The 20789-nt window shown below is 71.5% G+C and carries 11 protein-coding genes; 5 read left to right on the top strand and 6 right to left on the bottom strand.

The features are described from left to right. The first annotated feature begins 6 nt into the window (after nucleotides 1-6). Complete coding sequence (locus ACQP2T_RS30495) at nucleotides 7-273, top strand: hypothetical protein (protein WP_433519495.1); 267 nt, start codon at nucleotides 7-9, stop codon at nucleotides 271-273. Between the two features lie 474 nt (nucleotides 274-747). On the opposite strand, the gene ACQP2T_RS30490 is transcribed toward ACQP2T_RS30495, so the two are convergent. Then, entirely contained in the window at nucleotides 748-1311 is a 564-nt protein-coding gene (locus ACQP2T_RS30490; protein WP_433519494.1) for a DinB family protein, read from the bottom strand. Here ACQP2T_RS30490 and ACQP2T_RS30485 point away from each other — a divergent pair. The 4 genes from ACQP2T_RS30485 (at nucleotide 1305) to ACQP2T_RS30470 (ending at nucleotide 4712) form a co-directional block, all read left to right on the top strand. Next, the gene (locus ACQP2T_RS30485) at nucleotides 1305-1592 is read left to right on the top strand and encodes a hypothetical protein (RefSeq protein ID WP_433519493.1); all 288 of its coding nucleotides are present in this window, start codon (nucleotides 1305-1307) and stop codon (nucleotides 1590-1592) included. The genes ACQP2T_RS30490 and ACQP2T_RS30485 overlap by 7 nt on opposite strands. Nucleotides 1593-1724: 132 nt before the next feature. Next, nucleotides 1725-2216: a hypothetical protein gene (locus ACQP2T_RS30480; protein WP_433519492.1), complete on the top strand. Its 492-nt coding sequence runs from the start codon at nucleotides 1725-1727 to the stop codon at nucleotides 2214-2216. Between the two features lie 410 nt (nucleotides 2217-2626). Further along, nucleotides 2627-3253 carry a hypothetical protein gene (locus tag ACQP2T_RS30475; protein ID WP_433519491.1) on the top strand — a complete coding sequence of 209 codons (627 nt, stop codon included), beginning with the start codon at nucleotides 2627-2629 and terminating at the stop codon, nucleotides 3251-3253. 421 nt (nucleotides 3254-3674) lie between these two features. After that, nucleotides 3675-4712: a hypothetical protein gene (locus tag ACQP2T_RS30470; RefSeq protein ID WP_433519490.1), complete on the top strand. Its 1038-nt coding sequence runs from the start codon at nucleotides 3675-3677 to the stop codon at nucleotides 4710-4712. A 253-nt stretch (nucleotides 4713-4965) separates the two neighbouring features. On the opposite strand, the gene ACQP2T_RS30465 is transcribed toward ACQP2T_RS30470, so the two are convergent. The 5 genes from ACQP2T_RS30465 to ACQP2T_RS30445 are packed head-to-tail and all read right to left on the bottom strand — an operon-like array spanning nucleotide 4966 to nucleotide 20788. Beyond that, on the bottom strand, nucleotides 4966-6762 hold the full coding sequence (locus ACQP2T_RS30465; protein WP_433519489.1) for a hypothetical protein: 1797 nt from the start codon (nucleotides 6760-6762) through the stop codon (nucleotides 4966-4968). After that, on the bottom strand, nucleotides 6755-11983 hold the full coding sequence (locus ACQP2T_RS30460) for a hypothetical protein (RefSeq protein WP_433519488.1): 5229 nt from the start codon (nucleotides 11981-11983) through the stop codon (nucleotides 6755-6757). The genes ACQP2T_RS30465 and ACQP2T_RS30460 overlap by 8 nt, the downstream gene beginning before the upstream one ends. Continuing rightward, nucleotides 11980-15063, bottom strand: coding sequence for a hypothetical protein (locus ACQP2T_RS30455; protein ID WP_433519487.1), 3084 nt, complete (start codon nucleotides 15061-15063; stop codon nucleotides 11980-11982). The genes ACQP2T_RS30460 and ACQP2T_RS30455 overlap by 4 nt, the downstream gene beginning before the upstream one ends. Further along, a complete protein-coding gene (locus tag ACQP2T_RS30450; RefSeq protein ID WP_433519486.1) occupies nucleotides 15060-16244 on the bottom strand; it encodes a Kelch repeat-containing protein in 1185 nt (394 codons plus the stop codon). The genes ACQP2T_RS30455 and ACQP2T_RS30450 overlap by 4 nt, the downstream gene beginning before the upstream one ends. After that, nucleotides 16241-20788 (bottom strand): DUF6603 domain-containing protein, encoded by a 4548-nt coding sequence (locus ACQP2T_RS30445; RefSeq protein WP_433519485.1) that lies wholly within the window; start codon nucleotides 20786-20788, stop codon nucleotides 16241-16243. The genes ACQP2T_RS30450 and ACQP2T_RS30445 overlap by 4 nt, the downstream gene beginning before the upstream one ends. Nucleotide 20789: the final 1 nt, after the last annotated feature.

Raw genomic sequence — 20789 nt, 5'->3', positions numbered from 1 at the left:
AGAGACGTGACAGGACGCGACGTGACGTGTGTCACTCCACTCAAGAGCGCGGAACACGTGCTCGCGCCCGCCACCACCTGTGACTTGTCCGCCCTGTGCTCTTTCACCACCTGGGCCCAGCTCCAGGAACTGCTGGACACCAACCCGGCCCGCCGCCTGGAGCGCCGCAAACCCGCCCGCCGCGGCGACCGCGCCATCCCGCGTACCCGGCTGGAGACGCTCTTCACCGACCCCTCGCACTCCCTGCGCGAACGGCTGCTGTGGAGGCGCTGACCGGCCGCACCTGCGGGCCGGTGTTCCTGGCCGACCGGCGCGCTCCCACCTCCGGCCGCCGCGCACCGGCGTCCGGCGACGTCTGCCCCGTCACCGGGCGGGGCCGCCTGTCTCACCCGCGCGCCGAATACCTGTTCAAGACCGCCTCGGCCGAGCTCGACCCGCATCGGCATCACGCAAGGTGTCACGGACCCGCTCGGCGTCGCGATCCCGCTCGCTCCAAGCGACCTCCTGCCCTGGCCGTACCGGAAGGCCGGCCTCTCGTCGCTCATGGTCCGCACCGTAAGCTCTTCGCCAACTTCGAACATGCAGGTAGAAGGCCCTGGCATGGCGCCCGCCCGGGATGCTCATGCCAGGGCCTTCTACCTGCGCAGACCGGCGGTTGAAGATCGTGAGGCCTCTCGGCGGCAGCAGCCACGGAGTGTCACGGAATCCACGTAAGTTTCCGAAGCTCCATCGCCGGTCGCCGAAAAGTCAGATTCGGCGCGGTCCGGCTCCGTCCTGCCAGCGGTAGAGGTCGCGCAGCAGGGAAATCTCGGCGCCGTGATGGATCAGCTCCTTGTTGACGTGCAGGACGATGCCCTCCATGGGAACCCGCTCGGGCCCCACCGCAGGCGGATTCTCCAGGTCGGCGTCCGAGAGCTCGCGGACCCCCGCGTTCCATCTCCCATACATCTCATCGAGCTGTTTCAGCGCCTCGTCAGCGGTCCCCGCGTAGGCGAATGTCTGGGAGTCCACGTCCTGGCCGCCGAAGTGCCATCCGACCCGATAGCCCAGGCACGAGACGATGACGTGTGCCAGCCGCCAGGCGATCGTGGTCACCGGCGCCGGCACCGGGTCAGGGGACGCGGAGTCCATCGTCCACTCCCCCGAACCTGCCGACATCGGTGCGGCCGACGTGCCACGTGGGCGGATGCTCCAGCAGTCGCGCACCGGCTCCCAGAAGTACTCCTCATCGGTAAGACCGTCCAGCCGCGGCCGCAGGTTCTTGCGCCAGTGCCGGTCCAGTTGCTCCGCGAGCCGCTCGCTTCTTGTCATTTCCGCACACTACAGACAACGGAGACCTGGCTGCGGCCCTCGCGGACGCCATCGCCGGCTCCAACACCACGGCCGGGCGCGTCACTCGGCGGCCATCGGGCCGCCGGCTCGCGGCGGCCGACCGGCGGGCGACCGCCGCGCAGCGTGTGTGCGCCGACTGCGGTGCCCAGTGTCAGCAGGGCCTCGCCGTACACGGGCAGAGGCCGCGGTGCGTGGCCTGCAACCACATCGCCCTCCTGGTCGCCGAACAGATCAAGCTCGCGAACGTCGCGCGGTGCTGACCACCTAGGCGAGCGACCTCCTGGACGACCACGCCACGGCGGTGATCTGGGCCCGGGTGCGGCCCTCGACACTACAGCCGCCGCCGGGCGAAGATCGGAAGGGTTCGGATTGCCTTTCTACGGGAGGAAGAAGTGAGCGAGTACCCCCAGGATCGCCTGTACGCCGGCGAGCTGCACATGTGGGGCAACGGGGAGTGGTTCACGCGCAACAGGAAGCTGGACACGCCTGGCGACCGGGTGAGGGTCGGCTTCACCACCTTCTTCATCGGTCAGATCCCCGACAGAGGGCTGCGGGTGCAGTTGCCTGAGGTAGGTAGCTACGTCGAGTTGGGTGACGACTTCGGTCGGGTCAGCTGGAGTCAGGAGGGGGATGCTGATTCCGACGAGGAGTGGGAGGACGGGGATACTGCTCCTGACGAGGCCTGGAGCGATTTCTGCGCGCCTGTCGAGGCGAAAGTCGTCGCCGTCAACACCGAGCTCGCCAACACTCCGGAGCTACTCATCAGGGACCCCTATGGCGAGGGCTGGCTGTTTGAGATGGAGATCCATGACCGCGAACCCAAGTCCGATTTCAATTGGGACGCGGACGGTTACGCCGAGTTCATCGCCCAGGACAGCGACTAGACCGGCGATCTCCGGGAGTATCCCACGTATTTGAGCCTCTAGTACTCCAGTGACATTTCGTGATCACGGTTGGAGTCTGCACCGGTAGTGGCTGAGCCGGGCTATTGCTCGCATGCTCACCCCTGCTCCCCTTGGCTAACTCGCCGGCCTTTCGTCCTGGGAGGGTTGCACATTCAGCAAGAAGGGTCGCTGGGTCATCGATTGAGCACTCCTTGCAATCCTCGATCGGGCTGGGCACGATCATGTAAGCCCTTGGGCAACGGGAGAACGGCTCTTACCGCTCGCGGAGCCGGAGGGCCGGCTTCATCGGCACCGTCGGGTCGGTCCGGCACAGTCCAACGCCGGATGGGTCCATGGGAGGCCGATTGTAGGGACATGCTTCGAATGATTTCTTGACAGGAGAGACACTCATGCCGGCGCAGAACGACCCTCTCAAACGTGTCGTGATCAACTTGGAAAGCGCGCACTGGGGCGAGACCAACGACTGGCCTTCTCCCTACGGGGGGTACTACTACGTCGCTGGTGGTGCTGCCACCGGTCCCTTGCCTGGCTCCAAGTGCCAGGGATATCGGAGCAAGATGATCTCAACCTCATACGGGTCGGTAATTGTCGGGAGCAGAGTCTTCAACGACGTTGTGCATGCCCAAGATTTCATCGAGCTTGCCTTTGTCTTCCGCACGACGCGCATTGCTGACCCGCAGTACTTCGACCACACGAGGGGGACGGTGATTGATGCACTGACCGCACACATCGGCACTGCGATCAGGGAACTGACCACCCCCGTGCCGGGCTCCGTTGCCGCGGCTATTCTTGCCGCCACGCCCGTGGCGCTGGTCGGAGCTCGGGAGGCCGCCGATGATGATGTCGTCCTTGGGATGGTGCAAAAGACAGTGACTCTCGCGGATTATCCGGATGGTTCGTACCCGCTCAACTGGAGGTTCACGAACAAGATTCCGATGCACGGAGCGAAGTCCGGCTGGAGTGAATGGGATTTCGAAATCGAACACTCGATGCAGGTGGAACCTTGCCAATCATAGCCTCGGGCAAGCTCGGCATGGCCGCGTAACACATCGGTATCTGATGAGTGCTCGTCCACCAGCCAGCGCGTCATCGCCATCACCTGGGGAGGCTCGGGCTCGACTACTGCGAGGCCCGCTCCCCTCTCCCGCCCCGCCTGGCCTGGGACTTCTCAGAGCCGCCGTCCGCTCGGGGGACTTGTCATCAGGCCCTGGGGCTTCGGTGACGTTCGTGAGCGTGCGGCCCGCAACGGTGCTCAGCACGGTACGCCGATACTCGTCCCGCCGGAGGGTGCCGGATCCGCGGTTGAACCTGTTCTTCCGGGTGAGCAGCGGCCGCAACGATGATCGACATGAGGCCGTACCGGGTGCCTACGGGCGCGACGGAAACAGCCGGGCCTTACACCCACCGCGCCATCTCACACGAACGAAGGAGACGAACATGTCAACATGGGAGAGCGTGTCGAAGCTCTCGATGACGCTCGAGAGCGGCGACGAGAATTGCGACATCTATGCGAATGGACAGAACAGAATCGGCGTGACGATCAACGTCGAGCCGACCGACAAAAACGGAGATCCCATTCAGGTCGACCCCCAGCACCTGGTCGATAATTTGTGGCTCATCGACTACGCCGACGAGTCGACGCTCAACCGGAACGGCATCTCGGGCTGGGCCTATTCGGACGCCGCGAATGAGTTCACTGCGATCCCGGACGGGTCCAGCGAGGGCGCCGGAGCCACGATCGAAGACAGCGGGACCCAGCAGGTCACGTTCTACGTGTACTGCTCACCCGAGGTGAACCGGAAGTCGATCGGTGTCCGGGTCAGGACCGACTCCGGCAATACCGTCAAAAGTTCACAAAATGGGGCATACCACAGCAAAGTCACGCTCAATCCACGGACGGCCAGAACGTACATGCTGAATGACATCAGCTGGGATTACTCGCGTACGTCGACTCAGGACGGGGAAAACACAAAGTATGTGACAACGTATGCCTGGAACTACTATCTGTCCTTGAAGGCCGCAGATAACTACTTCGTCACTTTCCAGGTGCAGGGCCACTTCACGGATTCTGGTTACGACGGGTTATTCGCGTACAATATCACTCCGGAGAACCACAAGAATTTCTACGGCGGCTATGTCTGGCATGATGAACCGCACGAACCCGGTACGGGGGAAATCGTCAACTTCCCCGACGGGAACAACTGGTGGGATCACGCGGAGATCTACGACAAGACATATCCCGAACGCTACCTGTGCTTCACCTGGGTGCATTCCACCACCGGTGGCGCCGGGTGGCACATCCCCAACGGGCCGCTAGAACAATGGGAAGGGCATTTCAATCCGGAGATCATCGCGTTCGACAGGTACGGCAACACGGGCACGTTCTGGGTGGATGGGTCGGACATCACTGACGCGCTCAAGATCTACGACCACCAAGGCCCCCCGTTCGGATCGCCGTCACCAGCGGCAAAGTAGCGAGTCGCTCAGGTCAGAGCCTTGATCGAAGAGGGGCCCTGATTATCTGGGGTGCCGGGAAGGCATGTGCGGCATGTGGGCTCCGAGGGACATGCCTGACAAGTTGTCTGGGGTTGTCAGGCATGTTCGTCAGCTGCGGAAATCCGGATCTCGCTCAAGGCCCGCTCGTATGTGTCCACGTCAGCGTTGCCGCAGTCACGGCCCGGACTTCCCATAGCAACGGCGAGCCGCCGACCGACCTGCGGCCCGTACGTCACTGGGGCGCGGTGTCGGTCAGCAGGTCGAAGGCCAGCCCGCTGGAGCGCCCGCCGCGGCCGGTGTCCCGCCGCACGGTGAGCCAGACGATCACCTGGCCGGTCCGGGTGCGGGTGCGGTTGTACGCGGCGGTCAGGCGGGTGCCCGTGAGAGGGACCTCCTCCTCGTTGATGAAGTACGAGTTCCCGGCGTCGAACCCCTCGCGGAGCAGGGCGGTCCTGGCCGGTACGGGACTGCCGTCCACCTCGCTGGGCATCGCGGCACGCTGCAGTTGCACGCTGCGGTTGTCACCGGGGACGTGGACCGGGATGAACGGGATCCAGTGCTCCGGGACCGAGCTCATCACCCGGTACGCGGGCGCCGCCCGAGGGTCGTCGAGCCGCGTCGGCGGGTGCGGCCGGCGGCGGAAGGCGAGGGTCTCGGCGGCGGCCTCCGCGCCGGGGCGCGGGTCGCCGGTGGGCATGCGGACGGTCTGCTCGATGCCCCACACCATGTTGGCGTTCTCGTCCCGGGCCAGCAGGACCTCCTCCAGCGCCGGGCCGTCGGTCACCTTCGGTGTTCCGGGTGGCAGCAGGAGGCCGGGCGGGTCGCCGTGGACGTACATCGACCATTGCTGCCAGTCGTGCGCGGCGCCCGCGCCGGCGGGGGTGATCCAGCGGCGGGCGCCGAACACGTCGGTCACCGCGAGCCCCTGTATCGCCGCGAACGTGCCGGTCGGCACGTCGCACGGCAGGATGTACCAGTCGTTGCTGTAGACCAGCGCGAACTCGAGGAAGATCAGCCGGGCCAGGTCGGTGCTGTCGGGGGTGACGGCGGCGAAGTTCGTCCGGCCGTCCTCGACCGCCCACCAGCGTGGCAGCGGCATGCCGGTGAAGCGGGCGGGCGTGGGGAACACGGTGCGGTTCAGCGCGGCGGGAGTGGCACCGGCGCCGCCGAGCGTGTCGTCGTGGGCCGTCGAGAACGCGTGCCAGTCCAGCTCGCCGCCCGGGTACTCGGGCGCGGACAGCACCGTCTCGCCGCCGGGCCCGGCCGCGGCGACCGAGAAGCGGTGCTCCAGCCGTCGCGGGTCCCAGGGGCCGGCCGCGCCCGGCTGGTCGATGAGCTGGTCGAACCAGGCGATCAGGCGGGGGCCGAGGGCGTTGAGCGCGTCGCGGTCCTGCCGCCGTAGCCCGGTGATCCCGTCGGCGGCCGTTCCGCCGCCCTTGACGTGCTGGTACAGCAGGTAGCCGTCCATCCGGCGGCCGGCCACCGCCTGCGTGCCCGCCCAGACCTCCGGGTGGGCCACGCGCTGGGCGTCGGCCTCGGCGTCAGGGTCGGGGAGGGTGATGCGGTAGCGGGCGACGTACTGTTCGGCGACCTCGCGGTTGTGCTGGAGCGAGGCCCGCGCCACGAGCTTCAGCCAGCGGCGGCCCAGCGACAGCCGCAGGTCGAACGAGATCGGCTCGGTCCCGAACGCGAACGGCAGCGGCCGCCTCTCCACCACCGTCTCCAGGGGACGCCCGGCGGGTAACGCGCCCGGCGGGCTCACCGGGTCGGTGTCGGGGCGGAAGCGGGTCAGCGGGCTGGCCACGACCGAGTACGTGGCCGTCACCGGCGAGCCGCCGTCGGTGGCGCGGAACTCGCCGAGCTGCCACTGCCGCGCCAGCAGCCACAGCGGGTCACGGACCTCGGCACGCAGCGCCCTGCCGAAGTCGGTGGTACGGGGACGCCCCTCCAGGCGGTTCCACAGGCCCACCGTCGGGAAGTCGCGATGGGCCAGCGCCGCGGGGAGGTCGGCGATACGGGTCTCACTCATGGTCGGCCTTCCATCGTGCGTTGGCGACGGCGAGATCGGTGCTGATGGTGATGGGCTGGCTGGTCGCGGACAGGAGGGTCGCGGGCAGCAGCTGGGCGTACCCGGTGCCATCGAGCTGCGCGGGCTCCACCAGCCGCGTACGCGCCAGGTCGAACGTCTCGGTGACCGCCGCGACGAGGTCCTCGGCCCGCCACGACCCGGTGGTCACGGGCGGCACGACCAGCAGCATGCTCTGCGGCGGCTCGGAGTCGGGGCTGTCGGCGTGCACGGCGATGCCGGTCGTCTCCCGGTCGGTGGGCAGCACTTCGGTCCACTCGTCGAACAGCAGGCCGCTGGCGGGCCCGGACCCGCCGGGCGGGTCGTCGGCGTAGTGCGCGGTGAACAGCAGCCGGTCCTGGTCGATGGTGGCGCCCGACGCGAGCTCCATGGCCAGCCAGTGGTCGCCGTTCACGAGCGGCAACTGGATCGGCCGCAGCCGCGGCTCCCGGTCCTCGATGTCGTCGAGGTCGTCGTTCCTGAGCGCGTCGCTGAGCAGCGTCACCCGCTCCCACAGCCGCGGCATCTCCCGTACGCGGGCCAGGCCGTGCAGCCAGTCGTCGACGGGGAAGTCCCGGGAGATCGGCGCCCGGGTGAGGTGCTTGACCAGGTCGTCGCTGTCGTCGAAAGCGTCATGCAGGTCGTCGCCGAGATCCTTCGTCAGCGTGTACTCCGGCACGACCAGCGCGTCCGGGCCGAGCAGCGCCCGCAGCGCCTCGATGGTCGCCTTCGCCCGGTCGGGCGCGGTGACGGCGTTGTCGGCGCTGGTCAGCGCGGCGGTGGCGGCGGCGAGGCGGGCGGTGATCTCCTCGCGCAGCGCCCGCGACCTGGACAGCAGCTCCCCGCCGAACGCGACGACCTTGTCCAGCACCGGGGTCAGGTCCAGCCCGGCCGGGTCGAGTCCGGTCAGCGGCAGCAGGTCGCCGACCTGCTCCAGCAGCTCGCTCAGCTTCGTACGGTCGGTCCTGGCGACGTCCTCCAGATCGTCCTGGCGCCGGGCGAAGGTGTCGCGCTTGCGCCCGATGGCGTCGCGGAACCGGTCGGGCCGGTCCGGCGGGTCGGGGTCGGGCGCGGTCGTGAGCAGCGGCTCCACCTCGTGCAACCTGCGGAAACGCTCGTCGTCCGGGGTGCGCCGGGGCAGCGCGTCGTAGGCGGCGAGCAGCGCGTCGGCCTTGGCGAGCGTGCGTCCCATCCGGGCCGCCGTCAGGGCCGCGGCCGCCAGCACCTCGGAGAAGACGCCGCGCCGCCAGGCGCTCACCTCGCCCCAGCCGCTGCGCACCATGCCGAACCCCGCCGCGGTGGTGACCAGCCGGGCGTAGCGGGTCAGCAGCGTGTCGATGTCCTCCACGATGTCGTCGCGCCGCGGCTGCGCGGGGGCGGGCGGGTACAGCCGGACGAGGTCGCGCAGCAGGTCGTCCACGTCGTCGCCGAGGTCGTCGAGCGACTCGCGGACCGCGACCGGGCGCTGCCTGGGCACCGACACGGCGTCGTCCAGCGTACGGTCGAGCGTGACGGGGCCGGAGGCGGGCACCAGGTCGGTCGGCTTGAGCGGCCGGCCCGTGGTCAGCAGCGTGCGCAGCGCGGTGATCAGCGGCGACAGCTCGAAGAAGGTGACCTTGCCGTCGACGCGGTCGGTGTAGCGGATGGTGAGCTCGGCGTCCGGGCGCGGGTCCTCCCTGTTCACGACGACGCCGATGATCCGGTCGTCCAGGTCGGTCATCGCCGCCTGGTCGGTCGGCCGTACCGTCCACAGCAGGTCGATCGGGGCGAGGCCGACGTCGTCCTGGGTGACCACGCTCTCGTGGGCGCGGCCGTTGACCGGGTCGGTCCAGGTGACGCGCGCGGCGACGGAGTCGTCGCGCGGCAGCAGGCTCGGCAGCCAGTCGTCCACGGCCGGTTCCGCCTGCGCGCGGGGGGTGTCGTCGTTGCCGGGGTGTTGTCCGGCCTTCAGCCGCAGCCCGAACCGGTGGGTGAGCGTGGTGCCGCTGCGCGGCGACCTGACCACCTCGGGCTCGGGCGGCAGCCCTTCCTTGGCGTAGGCGTCGAGGGTGGCGGAGGCGCGCTCGGGGTTGCCGCCCAGCGCCTGGTGCGTGGCCTCGGCGACGGCGAGATCGGCGACCGCGTCGTTGGCGGCGAGCAGCCGGTCGGCCTCCTCGCTGATCGCCTGGGTCTGATCGGCGTCCGCCTCCGGCAGACCTTTCAGGCCGAAGGGGTACGTACGCGACTCGCCGCTTCTGGTCAGATGGCGGGCCAGGGCCAGGCCGTCGATCACGTTGCGTGCCTCGACCTGCCCGATCTCGTCGGGCTTGTCCTGATCAGTGTCCACGGACTGCGGGATCTTGCCCGCCCGCAGCGGGAAGGCCAGCCTGAGCCCTCCGATGAACTTGTCCACCTCGGTCCCGTGGCCGCTCCGGTCGTGCAGGCCGCGCTCGAAGCGGTAGCCCAGCATCGCGCCGAGCGACTGGCCGCGCCGCATCCCGTCGAGGATCGACAGCGCGAGCCTGACCCGGTCCGCGCCGAGGTTGACCGCGAAGGGGCCCGGGTTCTGCCGGTCGGCGTTGGCGACGTACCCGGCTCGCAGGACGGCCGCCGTACGGGCGTGGCCGGGCGACGGCGCGTGCACGAAGCCCTCGTTCTCCGGGTCGTGCAGCAGCGGCTGGGCTCCGGCGAACACCGTCGCCAGCGGGCCGGTGAGGGTGACGGGTTCCAGCCGGTCGATGGCATGCGGCCGTACGTTCTCCAGGTAGCCGTACGCCCCCAGGTGCAGGCCGGGCCGTACGCTGCCGTCGGGCGCGAACCGCAGTTCGGCGAGCCGTTCGGTGGCCAGGCCCAGCCGCCACGCGTCCAGCCGGTAGGTGGCCAGGTCGAGGTGCTCGGCCAGCAGCCGTTCCAGGCGGGCGGTCGGCAGGGCGGCCAGGACGTCCAGCGCGCGGGCCTGGTCGGCGAGCGCCGCCGTCGGGCCCGGCTGGTCCGGCGACTGTTTGCTCAGCGCCGACGGGATGAAGTTGACCAGCAGCTGATCGGGGCTGCCCGTGACCAGCGGGGCGGGCGAGTACAGCAGCCGGAAGCGGCTCTCGCTGGTGGCGTCCTCACCGGGTCCGGGCAGGTGCACGTGGATGAACGGCGGGTCGACCGGCGGCCCGGCCGGCTGGCCGGCCGCGGCCGTGAGCGCGCGGGCCGCCTCGTCCCAGCCGAGCAGGATCGCGTGCCGCAGCAGCAGGTACAGCATCGTCGCCGGACGCTGCCCCTCCGCGAAGCCCGACTCCAGCCGGATGCCGTTCAGGTTGGTCCGCGTCAGCGCGGCCAGCCAGGTCAGATAGTCGCGCCCGTCGGTGGTGTACGGCCGGATGCGGGCGCTCTCCGACAGCGGCCGGTCGTCCACCAGCGGCGCCAGCATCGGCTGGTGGAAGTCGGTGAACAGCCGCCGCAGCAGGTCAGGGTCCCGGCCGGGGCCGGTGTCCGCGCCGAACCGGCTGAGCAGGGCGCGCACCGGGGCGGCCAGCCCGAGCTGCTCCACCGTGGACACGACGGTGGCGCCGAGCCCGGCGAGGTTCTCCCGGTTGAACAGGTCCTCGAGGCTCTGCGCGTACCGCTGGTGGTACTCGGCCGACGTCGGGTGCAGCGCGACCAGGTCGAGCAGCTGCTGGTGCGCGTCGCTCGCGCCGTCGCCCAGGTGCGGCACCTGAGCGGCGGCGGCGGCCCAGTCCTTGCCCGCCTCGGTCAGGACCCGGTTGAGTGCCCGCCGGTGCCCCGCCGAGTCCGGGAAGGCGAGCCGGGAGAAGGCGGTGGTGGGCAGGATCCCGTACGGCTGCCGCCCGATCTTGACCACGGGCAGCGGGCCACGGCCGGAGACGTACTTCTGGAAGAAGTCGCGGGTCTTGGCGACGGCGTCCGGGCCGAGCAGCGGGTGCAGTGTCGTCTGCAGGAAGGAGCCCCACGTCGCCGGCCACAGCGCGGTGTTGGCCGCGCGGGCGTCGCGCTGGTCCGTTCCGTCCGCGTTCGGCATGCCGGACAGGACGCCGGGGTCGATGCCGAGCAGGTCGGTGAGCTGCCTGCCGTCGGTCCTCGTCGTCCAGTCCTGCGCCGCCGCGGCGGCGATCCCGCTGGAGGAGCGCAGCGCGGCGGCGGCCTCGTCCTCCCCGTCCTGACCGGCCGGCCGGACCTCGGAGTTGTTGGTCGGCGTGCCCTGCGGCAGCAGGGCGAACCCGTCCGGGCCGCGCAGGTGGCGCTTGATCAGCTCGGTGAGGTCGGCGGCCGTCTGCGTGGGTGCCGCCTGCTCGCGCAGGCCCAGCACGACGAGCCGTTCCACTCCCCCGCGGATCTCGTCGGTGAGCGGGACCCGCACGCCCATGCCGACGGCCACGGCCCGGTCGAAGTCGACGAGCCAGCGCAGCGCGTCCGGCACGTGCAGGACGCCGGTCTGCTCGTTGACGGAGATCTGGTCGCCGGAGCCGGGGTCCGGGCTCACCGCGAGCGTGGCCGGCACCGTGGCGCCGGTCACCGACATCACCTGGCGGGTGCCGTTGAACCCGAGCACCTGGAACCGGTCGGGCAGCAGACCGGCCTTGGCGCCCTGCGTCCAGGCGTCCGTCGCCGTCGTGCCGGTCTCGGGCGGCTTCAGCACCAGGAACGCGACGAGCACGTTGTCGGTCGGGCTCGTCAGCGCGCCGTCCAGCCCGAACGGCCGGTTGGCGCGGATGGTGTTCGCCCTGGCGGTTCCGACCGAGGCGACCAGCGCGGCGTCGGCCTGGCGCAACCGCAGCCGGTCGCCGTGCGCCCGCCACACCGCGCTCCAATAGACGATCGAGGGCTGCCGGTTGTTGGCGGCCGGAGCCGCGGCGGACCGGATGACCAGCACCACGGCGTCGTCGGCCGCCCCGGTGGGCTCTTCGGCCGGGTTGGCCGGGGTACGGCCGCGCAGCAGCCACGCCGCGCGGCCCGGCGGTATCCGGGTGGCCAGCTCCTGCCAGGCGGCCTGAAGCCGCGCGGCCCGGCTGCCGGCCGCCCAGCGGGCCGTCCAGTACGCGTCGATCGCGGTGATCTCGGCGTCGGTGGGCTTGGACTCGAACTTGTCCACGGCCCATTCGTCCGGGAAGACCCGGACCAGCAGTTCCGTGGCGGTGAAGCGGGTCTCGACCCGCACCGGCGCGAGCAGGACCGGGAACGCGTCGCTGAGCGCGGTCATCGGGGCACCATTTCCTGAGCGTGAACGGCGACCATGACGGGCACCTGGAGGAGGATGTAGGCGAGGTCGGCCGAGCCCAGCCCGCTGGACCACAGCGGCAGGTTCTCGTCCTCGTCGTGCTGGTCGAGCTTGCCCGCGTCGTCGGATCCGTCCAGCCCGGCGAGCGGCACGGTGACGGCGGGGTCGAGCGTGAGGAACCCGTGTCCGGCGGGGTCGACGTCGCTCCAGGTCAGGTCGTTCCAGACCTCGATGGGGTCGGCGGGCGCGCCGGGGTCTCGGTCGTCCAGGCCGAAGCGGGGGTCGCCCGGACGTTCCTTCAGCACGAAGAACCAGCCGGGGTCGTCGGGACCGCCGATCGCCTGGTCGGCGGTGAGGCCGAACCCGATCAGGTAGATGTCCGGGTCCACGGTGGCCTCGAAGCGGGGAAGCTGGATCTGCCCGGTCGTCGGCTGACCGGTGATCGTGACCAGGCGGCGCTGCTGCGACTTGTCGGGCAGGCCGTCAGAGCCGGGCGGCCATTCGGCGCGGTGCGCGTAGATGGCGGTGGTCGGGTACTTCTTGAGCAGCTCGCCCCTGACGACCAGGACGATCCCGTCGTGCGGGTTGGAGTTCTCCCCGAGCCTGGCCGTCAGCGGCCAGCGGTGCATCGGCGGGATGTCATAGTCGCGCTCCCGGCGGTCCGCGGGCGACACCCCGGGCTCCGGCAGGGCGGTGACCGGGTCCCAGAACTGGCGGAACGGAGTGCCGCGCTGGTCGGTCGGGAACTCCCGCCACAGCATCTCGCGGGCCATCTCGTGGTTGAGCCCCGCCATGTACGACTCGATGAACTCGTGGTTGTTGTCCAGGAGCGTCAACGTGTTCTGCGGCAGCAGGTTCAGGTGCGGTACGAACGCGTCGACCCCCAGGCCGAGCAGCGCCCGGAACATCGGCAGGTCGAACACCGGGTAGGCCATCGCCTCGGTGAACGCCTCCGCGAACGGCCGCAGGCGCTCCGGCAGGCTGACGGAGCCGTCCAGCAGCGCGCGCGGCACGGTCGTGTCGGAGCGCAGGCCGGTGAGCGTAGCCGTCGTGGTGGTGGTCAGGTCGAGCGCGTTCGGCGGCGGGGTCTGGCCGACCGCCACACCGGCGTCGATCGCCTGGTGCAGCTCGCGCAGCGCGGTCTTGAACCGGGTCGCCTCGGCGCTGTCGGCGGTGCCGGGATGCGGGGTGACCGGATCGCCGGGCGTGCGGAGCACGAAGTCGGGGCTGTGCGCGAGGACGTCGACCGGGTCCGTGCCGGGCGGCCGGTCAGGGTGGAGCACGGCGTTGACGTCGGCCGGGGTGACCAGCGCGCCGGGAGTGATCTTGACGGGTACGGCGACGACCGGGTTGACCGCGTCGTCCATGCGAAAAAGCAGGGCGTCCGGCCGCGCGCCCTCCGCGAAGTCCAGCGAGCGGATCAGCCGCGAGCCGGGGCGGATGATCCGCCGCATGGCGGGCGAGACGGGCGCGGCGGCGACCCGGCTTCCGGCCACGTGGAACCCGACGGCGACCTCACTGTCCTGCCCCGCCACCAGCGAGTTCACGGCGGTGACGGGGGTGGTGACCCGGGAGTGGGCGGGGGCGGTGAGGGTGAGCGCGCGTCCCGAAGGCGCGGCGGCCGCCGCGGTCCGCGCCGTGCCCGCCGGCAGTTCGAGGTGGCGGGTCTGGAGCGCGTGGCCGACCTCGCGGGCCAGCTGGGCGGCCCGGATCCGGCCGTTGGCCGCCAGCACGTCGCCGACCTGCGCCCAGGCGGCCGCCATCAGCTCCTCGTCGTGGTCCTTCACCACCTGCGCGCCGAGGTTGGCGGCGACGCGGAAGCGCGGGTCCAGGTTCAGCCGGTGCACCCAGTTGTGGTTCTCCTCCGTGGACACCGGTGTGCCGTCCCGGTCGTACAGCAGGCGCGAGGTGCGCGCGTGCCACCGGCCGTACAGGGGCGGGGTGACGATCGGGTCCGGCCCCGACGTGCGGTGCTGGAAGTCGTCGGCCCGGTTGATGAGCCGGGCCAGCTCCTGCTCGAACGGGTGCGGGTAGAGCGGGGACGGCGACGGCGGGTCGGCGAAGTGGTCCCAGTTCTCCCTCGGATCGACGCTCTCCGGCACGCGCAACGCGCCGCCGAGCGGCAGCACGCCGCCCTGGTCGGGGATGCCGGGCAGGTCGAAGCCGGGGCCGGAGTGCACGTCGATCTCCCGGACGCCCACCCGGGCGTCGGCTCGGCGGGGCCGCAACTGGCGTACGAGGAACTCGAAGTCTCCGGCCGTACCGGTGCGGAACGCCCAGCGGTGGTAGTACGGCATGCGGTTGCCGACCGGGCGGTTGGCGTAGGGCGGGCCCCAGCTCGAGTACAGCGCGCCCGGAGCTCCGGCCGGGTCGAAGCCGAGTCCGGACAGCCGCCCGGTCTCGAAGGCCGGCACCAGGAACGCCTCGTACGCGGTCTCGGGCCGCAGGTGGCGCGGGCAGATCAGCCGCGAGCAGGCGCTGTCCGGGTCGGTGGTCAGCACCGTGTCCAGGGCGGCGAGCGGGCCGGCCGTGCTGTCGGTGACGACCGGGCCCGCCAGCGAGCCGTTCACGTGGACGTGCGCCCAGGCGCCGAGCTGGTCGGCGGGCGGCATCACATGGACCGGGTCGACGATGTCGATGGCGGGCAGCGGGTCCGTGCCGGGGGCGTCGGCGAACTCGGTGCCGGCGGCCAGCACCACCAGCGCGAGCCACGGGGTGAGGCGCGCGGTCGACGGGCCGGACGGCGCGGGGCTGTAGCGCCAGGCGAAGTCCTCCTCCACGAACTCGATGTGCGCGAGGAAGTTCGGCTCCACGTTGGCGGTGCCCGGCCGCGGCTCGGTCCGCGAGATCGCGCGCGGGTCCACACCGACCACGTCGCCCGGCCCGTACAACTGCACGGGACGCCCGGCGTCGTGGGTGATCGTGCCGCCGTCGAGCCCCTCGCCGGAGACGTTGAGCGGGATCTGGACGCTGGCCCGCGCGGCCGTTCCCGGATCCGCCGTGATCCGGGTGTTGATCCCGGCCCGCAACCACGGCAGGAAGGTGTAGGCGTTGGCGGTCACGAGGTCTCCCCGAACACCTCGGAGGTCGCGGTCAGCTCGACGGCGGCCGGGTCTGCGGCGGCCAGCCCGGAGCGGGCGACGCCGCCGGCGACCAGCACCCTGTCGTCGGCCAGCACGACGGCCGCGAACGACCAGCGGCCCGTCACCAGGCCCGGCACGGACACCCACGCGTCACCGGTGACGTCGTAGGCCAGCACGCTGCGGAAGCCGGACTCGTCGCGGTCGCCGGACGCGCCACCCGCCACCATGACCTGGCCGCCGGGCAGCAGGACGGCGCGGTGCAGCGCGCGTCCTGAGGGCATCGCGGTCACCTCTGCCCACTTGCCGGTGTCCAGGTCGAACACCTCGGCCGTGCGCCGGCTGAACGGGTCGTACGGCGCGGTGCCCGGCGAGCCCGGCGCGGTGCCGCCGGTGATGAGCACGCTGGTGTCCGACAGCCGGACCGCGCGATGGTGCCTGCGGACGCTGATCAGGCTGCCGGTTGCCGTCCACTTGTCGCGTGCCTGGTCGTACAGCTCGCAGAACGCCAGCGCCGGGTCGTCGGGGGCGCCGACCGGCGCGGTGCCGCCCGCGACCAGGACCATTCCGCCGTGCAGCGGTACGGCCGTGTGGGCGGTGCGCGCGTCGCTCATGGAGCCTGCCGAGCGCCACTTCTCCTTGCCGGGGTCGAACCGCTCGGCCGAGCGCAGCGCGACCGTGCCGCCCGAGGGGCGCGAGGCGCTGCCGCCGGCGATCAGGACGCTGCCGTCGTCCAGCAGGGTCGCGCTGTGTCCCCAGCGGGGGGTGATGAGGCCGCCGGTCGGGGTCCAGTGTCCCGTCGCCGGGTTGTACAGCTCGGCGGAGCCCTGTTCTGTGCTGCCGTTCAGGCCGCCGACGGCGAGGACGCGGCCGTCGGCCAGACGGGTGAGCGAGTGCAGCCGCCGGGGCGTGCCCATCGGGTCGGCCCGGTCCCAGGTGTCGTGGTCGGTGCCCTGCTTCTTGCCGAACAGGGCCGCGTCGGCGAGCGAGCCGCCCGCCGCGTCGGCGCCGCCGGCCACCAGCACCGTGCCGTCGGCGAGCAGCACCGGCCCGTCGTGCTGGCCGTGCCAGGCGGCAGGGGTGGGCAGGTCGCCCGCGGTCTTCCAGGTTCCGGCGGGTGGCTCGGTGGCTTTGGGCATGATGGTCATTCCTTCGTTGGTCATGGGATCAGCACCTCGCCGGTGCCTGTGGGGTCGGTGCCGGCCACGCCCGCGGCGGCCAGCACCCGGTCGTCGGGCAGTTCGGCGACGGCGTGGGCGCTGCGACCCAGGAGCAGGCCGCCCAGCGTGCGCCAGGTGCCGGACCGGGGGTCGTAGGAGATGACGGACCGGAAGCCGGCGCTCCGCTCGGGCGCGCCGGTGCCGCCGGTCACCAGCACCTCGCCGGAGCGCAGCAGGATCGAGCGGTGGCCGGAGCGGCCGCCGTCCGGCATCGGCCGCGCCGGGCTCCAGACCTCGCCGAGCGGGTCGTACAGCTCGGCGCTCGCGAGGCTGTGCGGGTCCAGCGTGCCGTCGGCGGCCACGACCGGGTCGCCGCCCGTCACCAGCACCCGGTGGTCGGCCAGCAGGACGGCCTGGTGCCCGGCCCGCGCCGTGCCGAGGCTGCCGGTGGTGCTCCACTCCCCGTCGGCCGGGTCGAACACCTCGCAGTAGGCCAGCGGCTCGGCGCGGCCCGCGCCGGTGGGCAGCAGGCCGCCGGTGACCAGGACCCGGCCGTCGTCCAGCAGGACCGCCTGGTGGCCGGTGCGGGCGCTGCTCAGTGTTCCCGTAGTGGTCCACGTGGCGGTCGCCGGGTCGTACAGTTCGGCGGAGGCGAGCGCGCCGTCCTCCTGCCCGTCCCGCGCGCCGCTGCCGCCGGCCACCAGCACCCGGCCGTCGCCCAGCACCGTGGCCGAGTGCCCGTGGCGGGCGACGGCCATGCCGGCAGCCGGGGTCCACCGGCCCGCGGCCGAGTCGAAGAGCTCGGCGGACGCGAGCGGCGCGTGACCGCGCCCCTGCCCGCCTGTGACGAGCACGCGGCCGTCTTGCAGGCGCGTGGTGGCGTGCCGCCTGCGCGCGGCCCCGAGCGCGGACCCGGTGGACCATGAGTCGCCCGCCGGGTCGAACAACTGGGTGACCGGTACGGGCGAGCCGTCGGGGGCGCTGCCCCCGGCGATCAGGACGCGGCCGTTCTGCAGCGGCACGAGATCCACCTCGGACACCGGTGCGGGCAGCACGCCCGCGGGCGACCAGGTGCCGGGCACGCCCGGCGTGACGGCCGCCTCGGCCGCCGGAATCACATGCAGCTGCCCGGCCAGATTGGGGTCGAGCGTCACGAATCCATCCAGCGCGTCCTCGGCCGTCGCGCGGCTGCGGAACGTCGAGGGCACCCGGCGCGAGGTCGTGCCCGACCGGCTCGGCGGGAACGCCTGGCGGTTGCTCTTCACGTACGCGACGACGAACCGCTGCTCGTCGATCCGCACGGTGTCCTCGGCCAGGAACGGCTGCCGCTGCCTGGCCTGCCTGGCCGACAGCCCCGAACGGCTGGTACTCGAACCGCGCAGCAGTTCGTCGAACACCGGCTCGCTGACGCTGTGGAAGCGCTGCACGGGCGCGCCGGCCGCGGCCGCGAGCGCGACTCCGGCCGGTTGCGCGGCGGCGCTGTCGATCAGGTGCAGTTCGAACCGGACCGCGCGGCGCACGACCCGGGCGGTCGCGAGATCGCCCTGGTCGGAGGTGAGTTCCAGCCCGGCGTCCTGCGTCTCGAACGAGGGCCGCGACAGCTTGGCCGCGTCGGACATCTTCTGGAACTGGGCCATCGCGAACTTCTCGCCGGTGACCGACTTCTCGACGAATCCGCCGTTGTCCGGCGTGGTGAGGCTGAAGCGCCGCCCGTCGGTGATCGGCTGCCCGCCGATCTGGTCCACCCGGACGCCCAGCGGCAGCGCCCGCTGCCGGACGACGAGCGTGCCGAGCGGGTGCAGCACCAGGTCGTCGCCCGCCGGGAGGCTGCGCAGGGAGACCAGCGTACGGACGCCGCCGCCCGGCAGCCGGGTCTCCCAGCTCTCGTTCTTGGCGATCTCCGAGACCAGCAGCGGCAGCCCGAGAACCGTCGGCACGAACAGCGCCAGCTCCTCGCCGAAGGAGAAGTCGAAGTCGGCGGAGATGGAGAAGAACAGGAAGCCGATCGAGCCGCGCCCGTGCACCCGCCACGGTGCCGGGCCCTCCAGCGTGAGGTCCAGACTGAGGCTGAACACGCCGACGCCGAAGGCCTTGAGCGAGACGTGCCCCGAGCTGTGCGCCTTGTAGCGGAACGGGTCGCGGTTGATCAGCCCGTCGAGGGTGAGATGGCCTTCGACCCCAAACGAGCTGAACCCCAGCCGCACCTCGACACCGCCGCCGAACTGCACGGTGTTGGGGGTGAGCGCGAAGTAGCCGGTCACCCGGATGAGCTGTTTGCCCCGGTTGAGCAGGTCCACCGCGAGCCGGCTCGGCGTGGGGAAGGGCAGCGGCGGCGGGTTGAACCCCGGGTGGAAGCCGCCGACGGTCACGATCAGCTCGCGGTCGCCGCTCCAGGCCACCAGCAGGCCCATCCCGCCCTCGACGGTCATCCCCACGATGCGCGACTCGACGAGCTTGGCGAAGAACCACAGCCGTCCCTTGTCCCGCTCCAGCGCGCCGAGGAATTGGGCCTGCAGGAGCAGCAGCGGGTCTTCGGGAGAGGGCAGCGCGGCCCGTACGACGCCGAGGATCGCGATGTTGCCCGGCTGCTCGATGATCAGGTCGACCGAGGCGGTGATGAGGGGCGGAGTGCCCCACCCGATCTTGGCCATCGGGCCGATGAGGAACGTTCCCTGCTGGGCGGGGAAGAACCGGCCGAGGTCGGACAGGATCCGCGGCGCGTTCGCGACCACGTCCTTGGGGAAGGCGACCGACTCGATCGCGCCGGTCCGCACGCCCTCGATGAGCGCTTGCAGGTCCATCCTCCGGTTGAGTCCCAGGAGCCCGCCGACGGCAAGCAGCGTGAATCCGGCGCCGAGCTGGATGCCGGAGGGGAACTCCGCGGTGAGCACGATGAGCAGCGAGAAGCCCGGTGAGCCGTCCGGCTGGCGGGTGGTGATGAGCCCGATGCCCTTGACCGCGATGAGGTCGACGATCTCCAGCTCCAGCGCGCCGGCGTACTCGCCGCGGCCGGGGTCGAAGGACAAGAACCCGCCGCCGGACGCGCCGTTCGCGCTGATCTTCAGCCCTACCCCGGTGGGCGGCTTGAAGCCGACGTCGAGATCGAGGGCGCCGTCCTGGCGCGACAGCTTGATCACCGCTCCCATCCGGTCGGCCACGGCCGCGATCGGGCCGAGCTGGGCGCCGACCGTGCCTGACGCCTCCAGGGCGACCCCGTCGTCGGTCAGGCGCAGGCCGAGGTGGAGCGAGCGGATCTCCACCGGGCCGACCTGGAGGTCGACGGGGATGTCGGCCTCGACCCCGCCCGTGCCGCGGAAGCGCAGCCCGGTCGCGCTCGACCAGGACAGTCCCACGTCGGCGTCGAGCTCGATGGAGCCGAACGGCAGGATCGTCCCGAGGAAGCCGTCCGCGTCCGCCAGGTTCAGCACGATCTTGCCGCCCTCGACGGCGGCCTCCAGCACCAGCTCGCCCTCGGCTCGGCCGGCGGCGGCGTTCCAGTCGAGGTCCGCCCCGCCCGTGATGCGCAGAGAGCGCGCCTCGACGCGGGAACTGCCCGCGGTGCCGAGGACGACCAGCGGCGGGCCGCCGGCGGCGGGCGGCGCCTGGACGCCGAACCGCACCGAGCCGCGCACCTCTCCGGTCGGCGGCACGACCCGCAGGTCGGCGGGCGGCAGCAGTTCGACGGCGGCCCCGGCCTCCATCGCCGCGTCGGCCGTCGCGACCAGCGCCACGGAGTCGTTGACCGGCACGATGAGCTCGAGATGGTCCTTGGCGTCGAGCCGCAGCGTGGCCGCCACGCCGGGGATCTGGTCGTCGGTCCTGCCGATGTCCACGCCGGCGACCCGCAGGAACGGCGGCGGCCCCGGCTGCGGGAAGGCGAAGTGCGACACCGTGGTGAGGAAGATCGACAGGCGCTGGAGCAGCAGGTCCCAGTCGAAGTCCGGGCCGCCCCAGCGGTAGAGCTCCGTCAGCGTGCCGACGGGGTCGCGCAGGAAGCCGCTCAGCCGGTCCAGGCGCAGCACCCGGCGCACGTGCGTGGGCGCCGCGGGGGTCGCCGCGATCGGGGTCGACTCCAGGACGCCGATCAGCTCCAGCACGTTCGCCACGATCGGCTTCCTGTCCTGGAGGTAGGTGATCAGCGCGAAGCCGAACAGCCGCTCCGGCAGCTCACCGGCGAACGCCTCCACCTCGGCCCGGTTCGGCCCGGCCGCCGCCGCGGCCGCCCGGATCGCGCCGGCCACCACGCCGACCGCGTCGGCCACGGTCGTGACCAGCTTGCTGATCGCGGCCACGCTCTCCGCGATCCGGTCCACGTCCTCGGCCTCGATCGCCGCGGCCAGGTCGGACAGCGAGCGCGGCAGTCCGCTCAGCGCCGTGGCGGCGCCTTCCACGGCGTTGCGTACGGATTGCGCGGCCAGCACGACGCCGGGCGCCGGCAGGCCGATCTCGGCGAACAGCAGCGGGATCTCGTCACCGCGCAGCCGCTGCTCCAAAGGGGCGAACGCCTTGCCCACCTCGAGCATCAGGGATTCGACGGACAATGCCATC

The sequence above is a fragment of the Nonomuraea sp. CA-143628 genome (assembly GCF_050942315.1).
Classification (GTDB): domain Bacteria; phylum Actinomycetota; class Actinomycetes; order Streptosporangiales; family Streptosporangiaceae; genus Nonomuraea.
This window is presented reverse-complemented; position numbering and strand designations above follow the sequence as displayed.

Coding starts and splice junctions, on each gene's coding strand:
- ACQP2T_RS30490 (WP_433519494.1), bottom strand. CDS start 1,311: ATGACAAGAAGCGAGCGGCTCGCGGAGCAACTGGACCGGCACTGGCGC.
- ACQP2T_RS30475 (WP_433519491.1), top strand. CDS start 2,627: ATGCCGGCGCAGAACGACCCTCTCAAACGTGTCGTGATCAACTTGGAA.
- ACQP2T_RS30470 (WP_433519490.1), top strand. CDS start 3,675: ATGTCAACATGGGAGAGCGTGTCGAAGCTCTCGATGACGCTCGAGAGC.
- ACQP2T_RS30465 (WP_433519489.1), bottom strand. CDS start 6,762: ATGAGTGAGACCCGTATCGCCGACCTCCCCGCGGCGCTGGCCCATCGC.
- ACQP2T_RS30460 (WP_433519488.1), bottom strand. CDS start 11,983: ATGACCGCGCTCAGCGACGCGTTCCCGGTCCTGCTCGCGCCGGTGCGG.
- ACQP2T_RS30450 (WP_433519486.1), bottom strand. CDS start 16,244: ATGACCAACGAAGGAATGACCATCATGCCCAAAGCCACCGAGCCACCC.
- ACQP2T_RS30445 (WP_433519485.1), bottom strand. CDS start 20,788: ATGGCATTGTCCGTCGAATCCCTGATGCTCGAGGTGGGCAAGGCGTTC.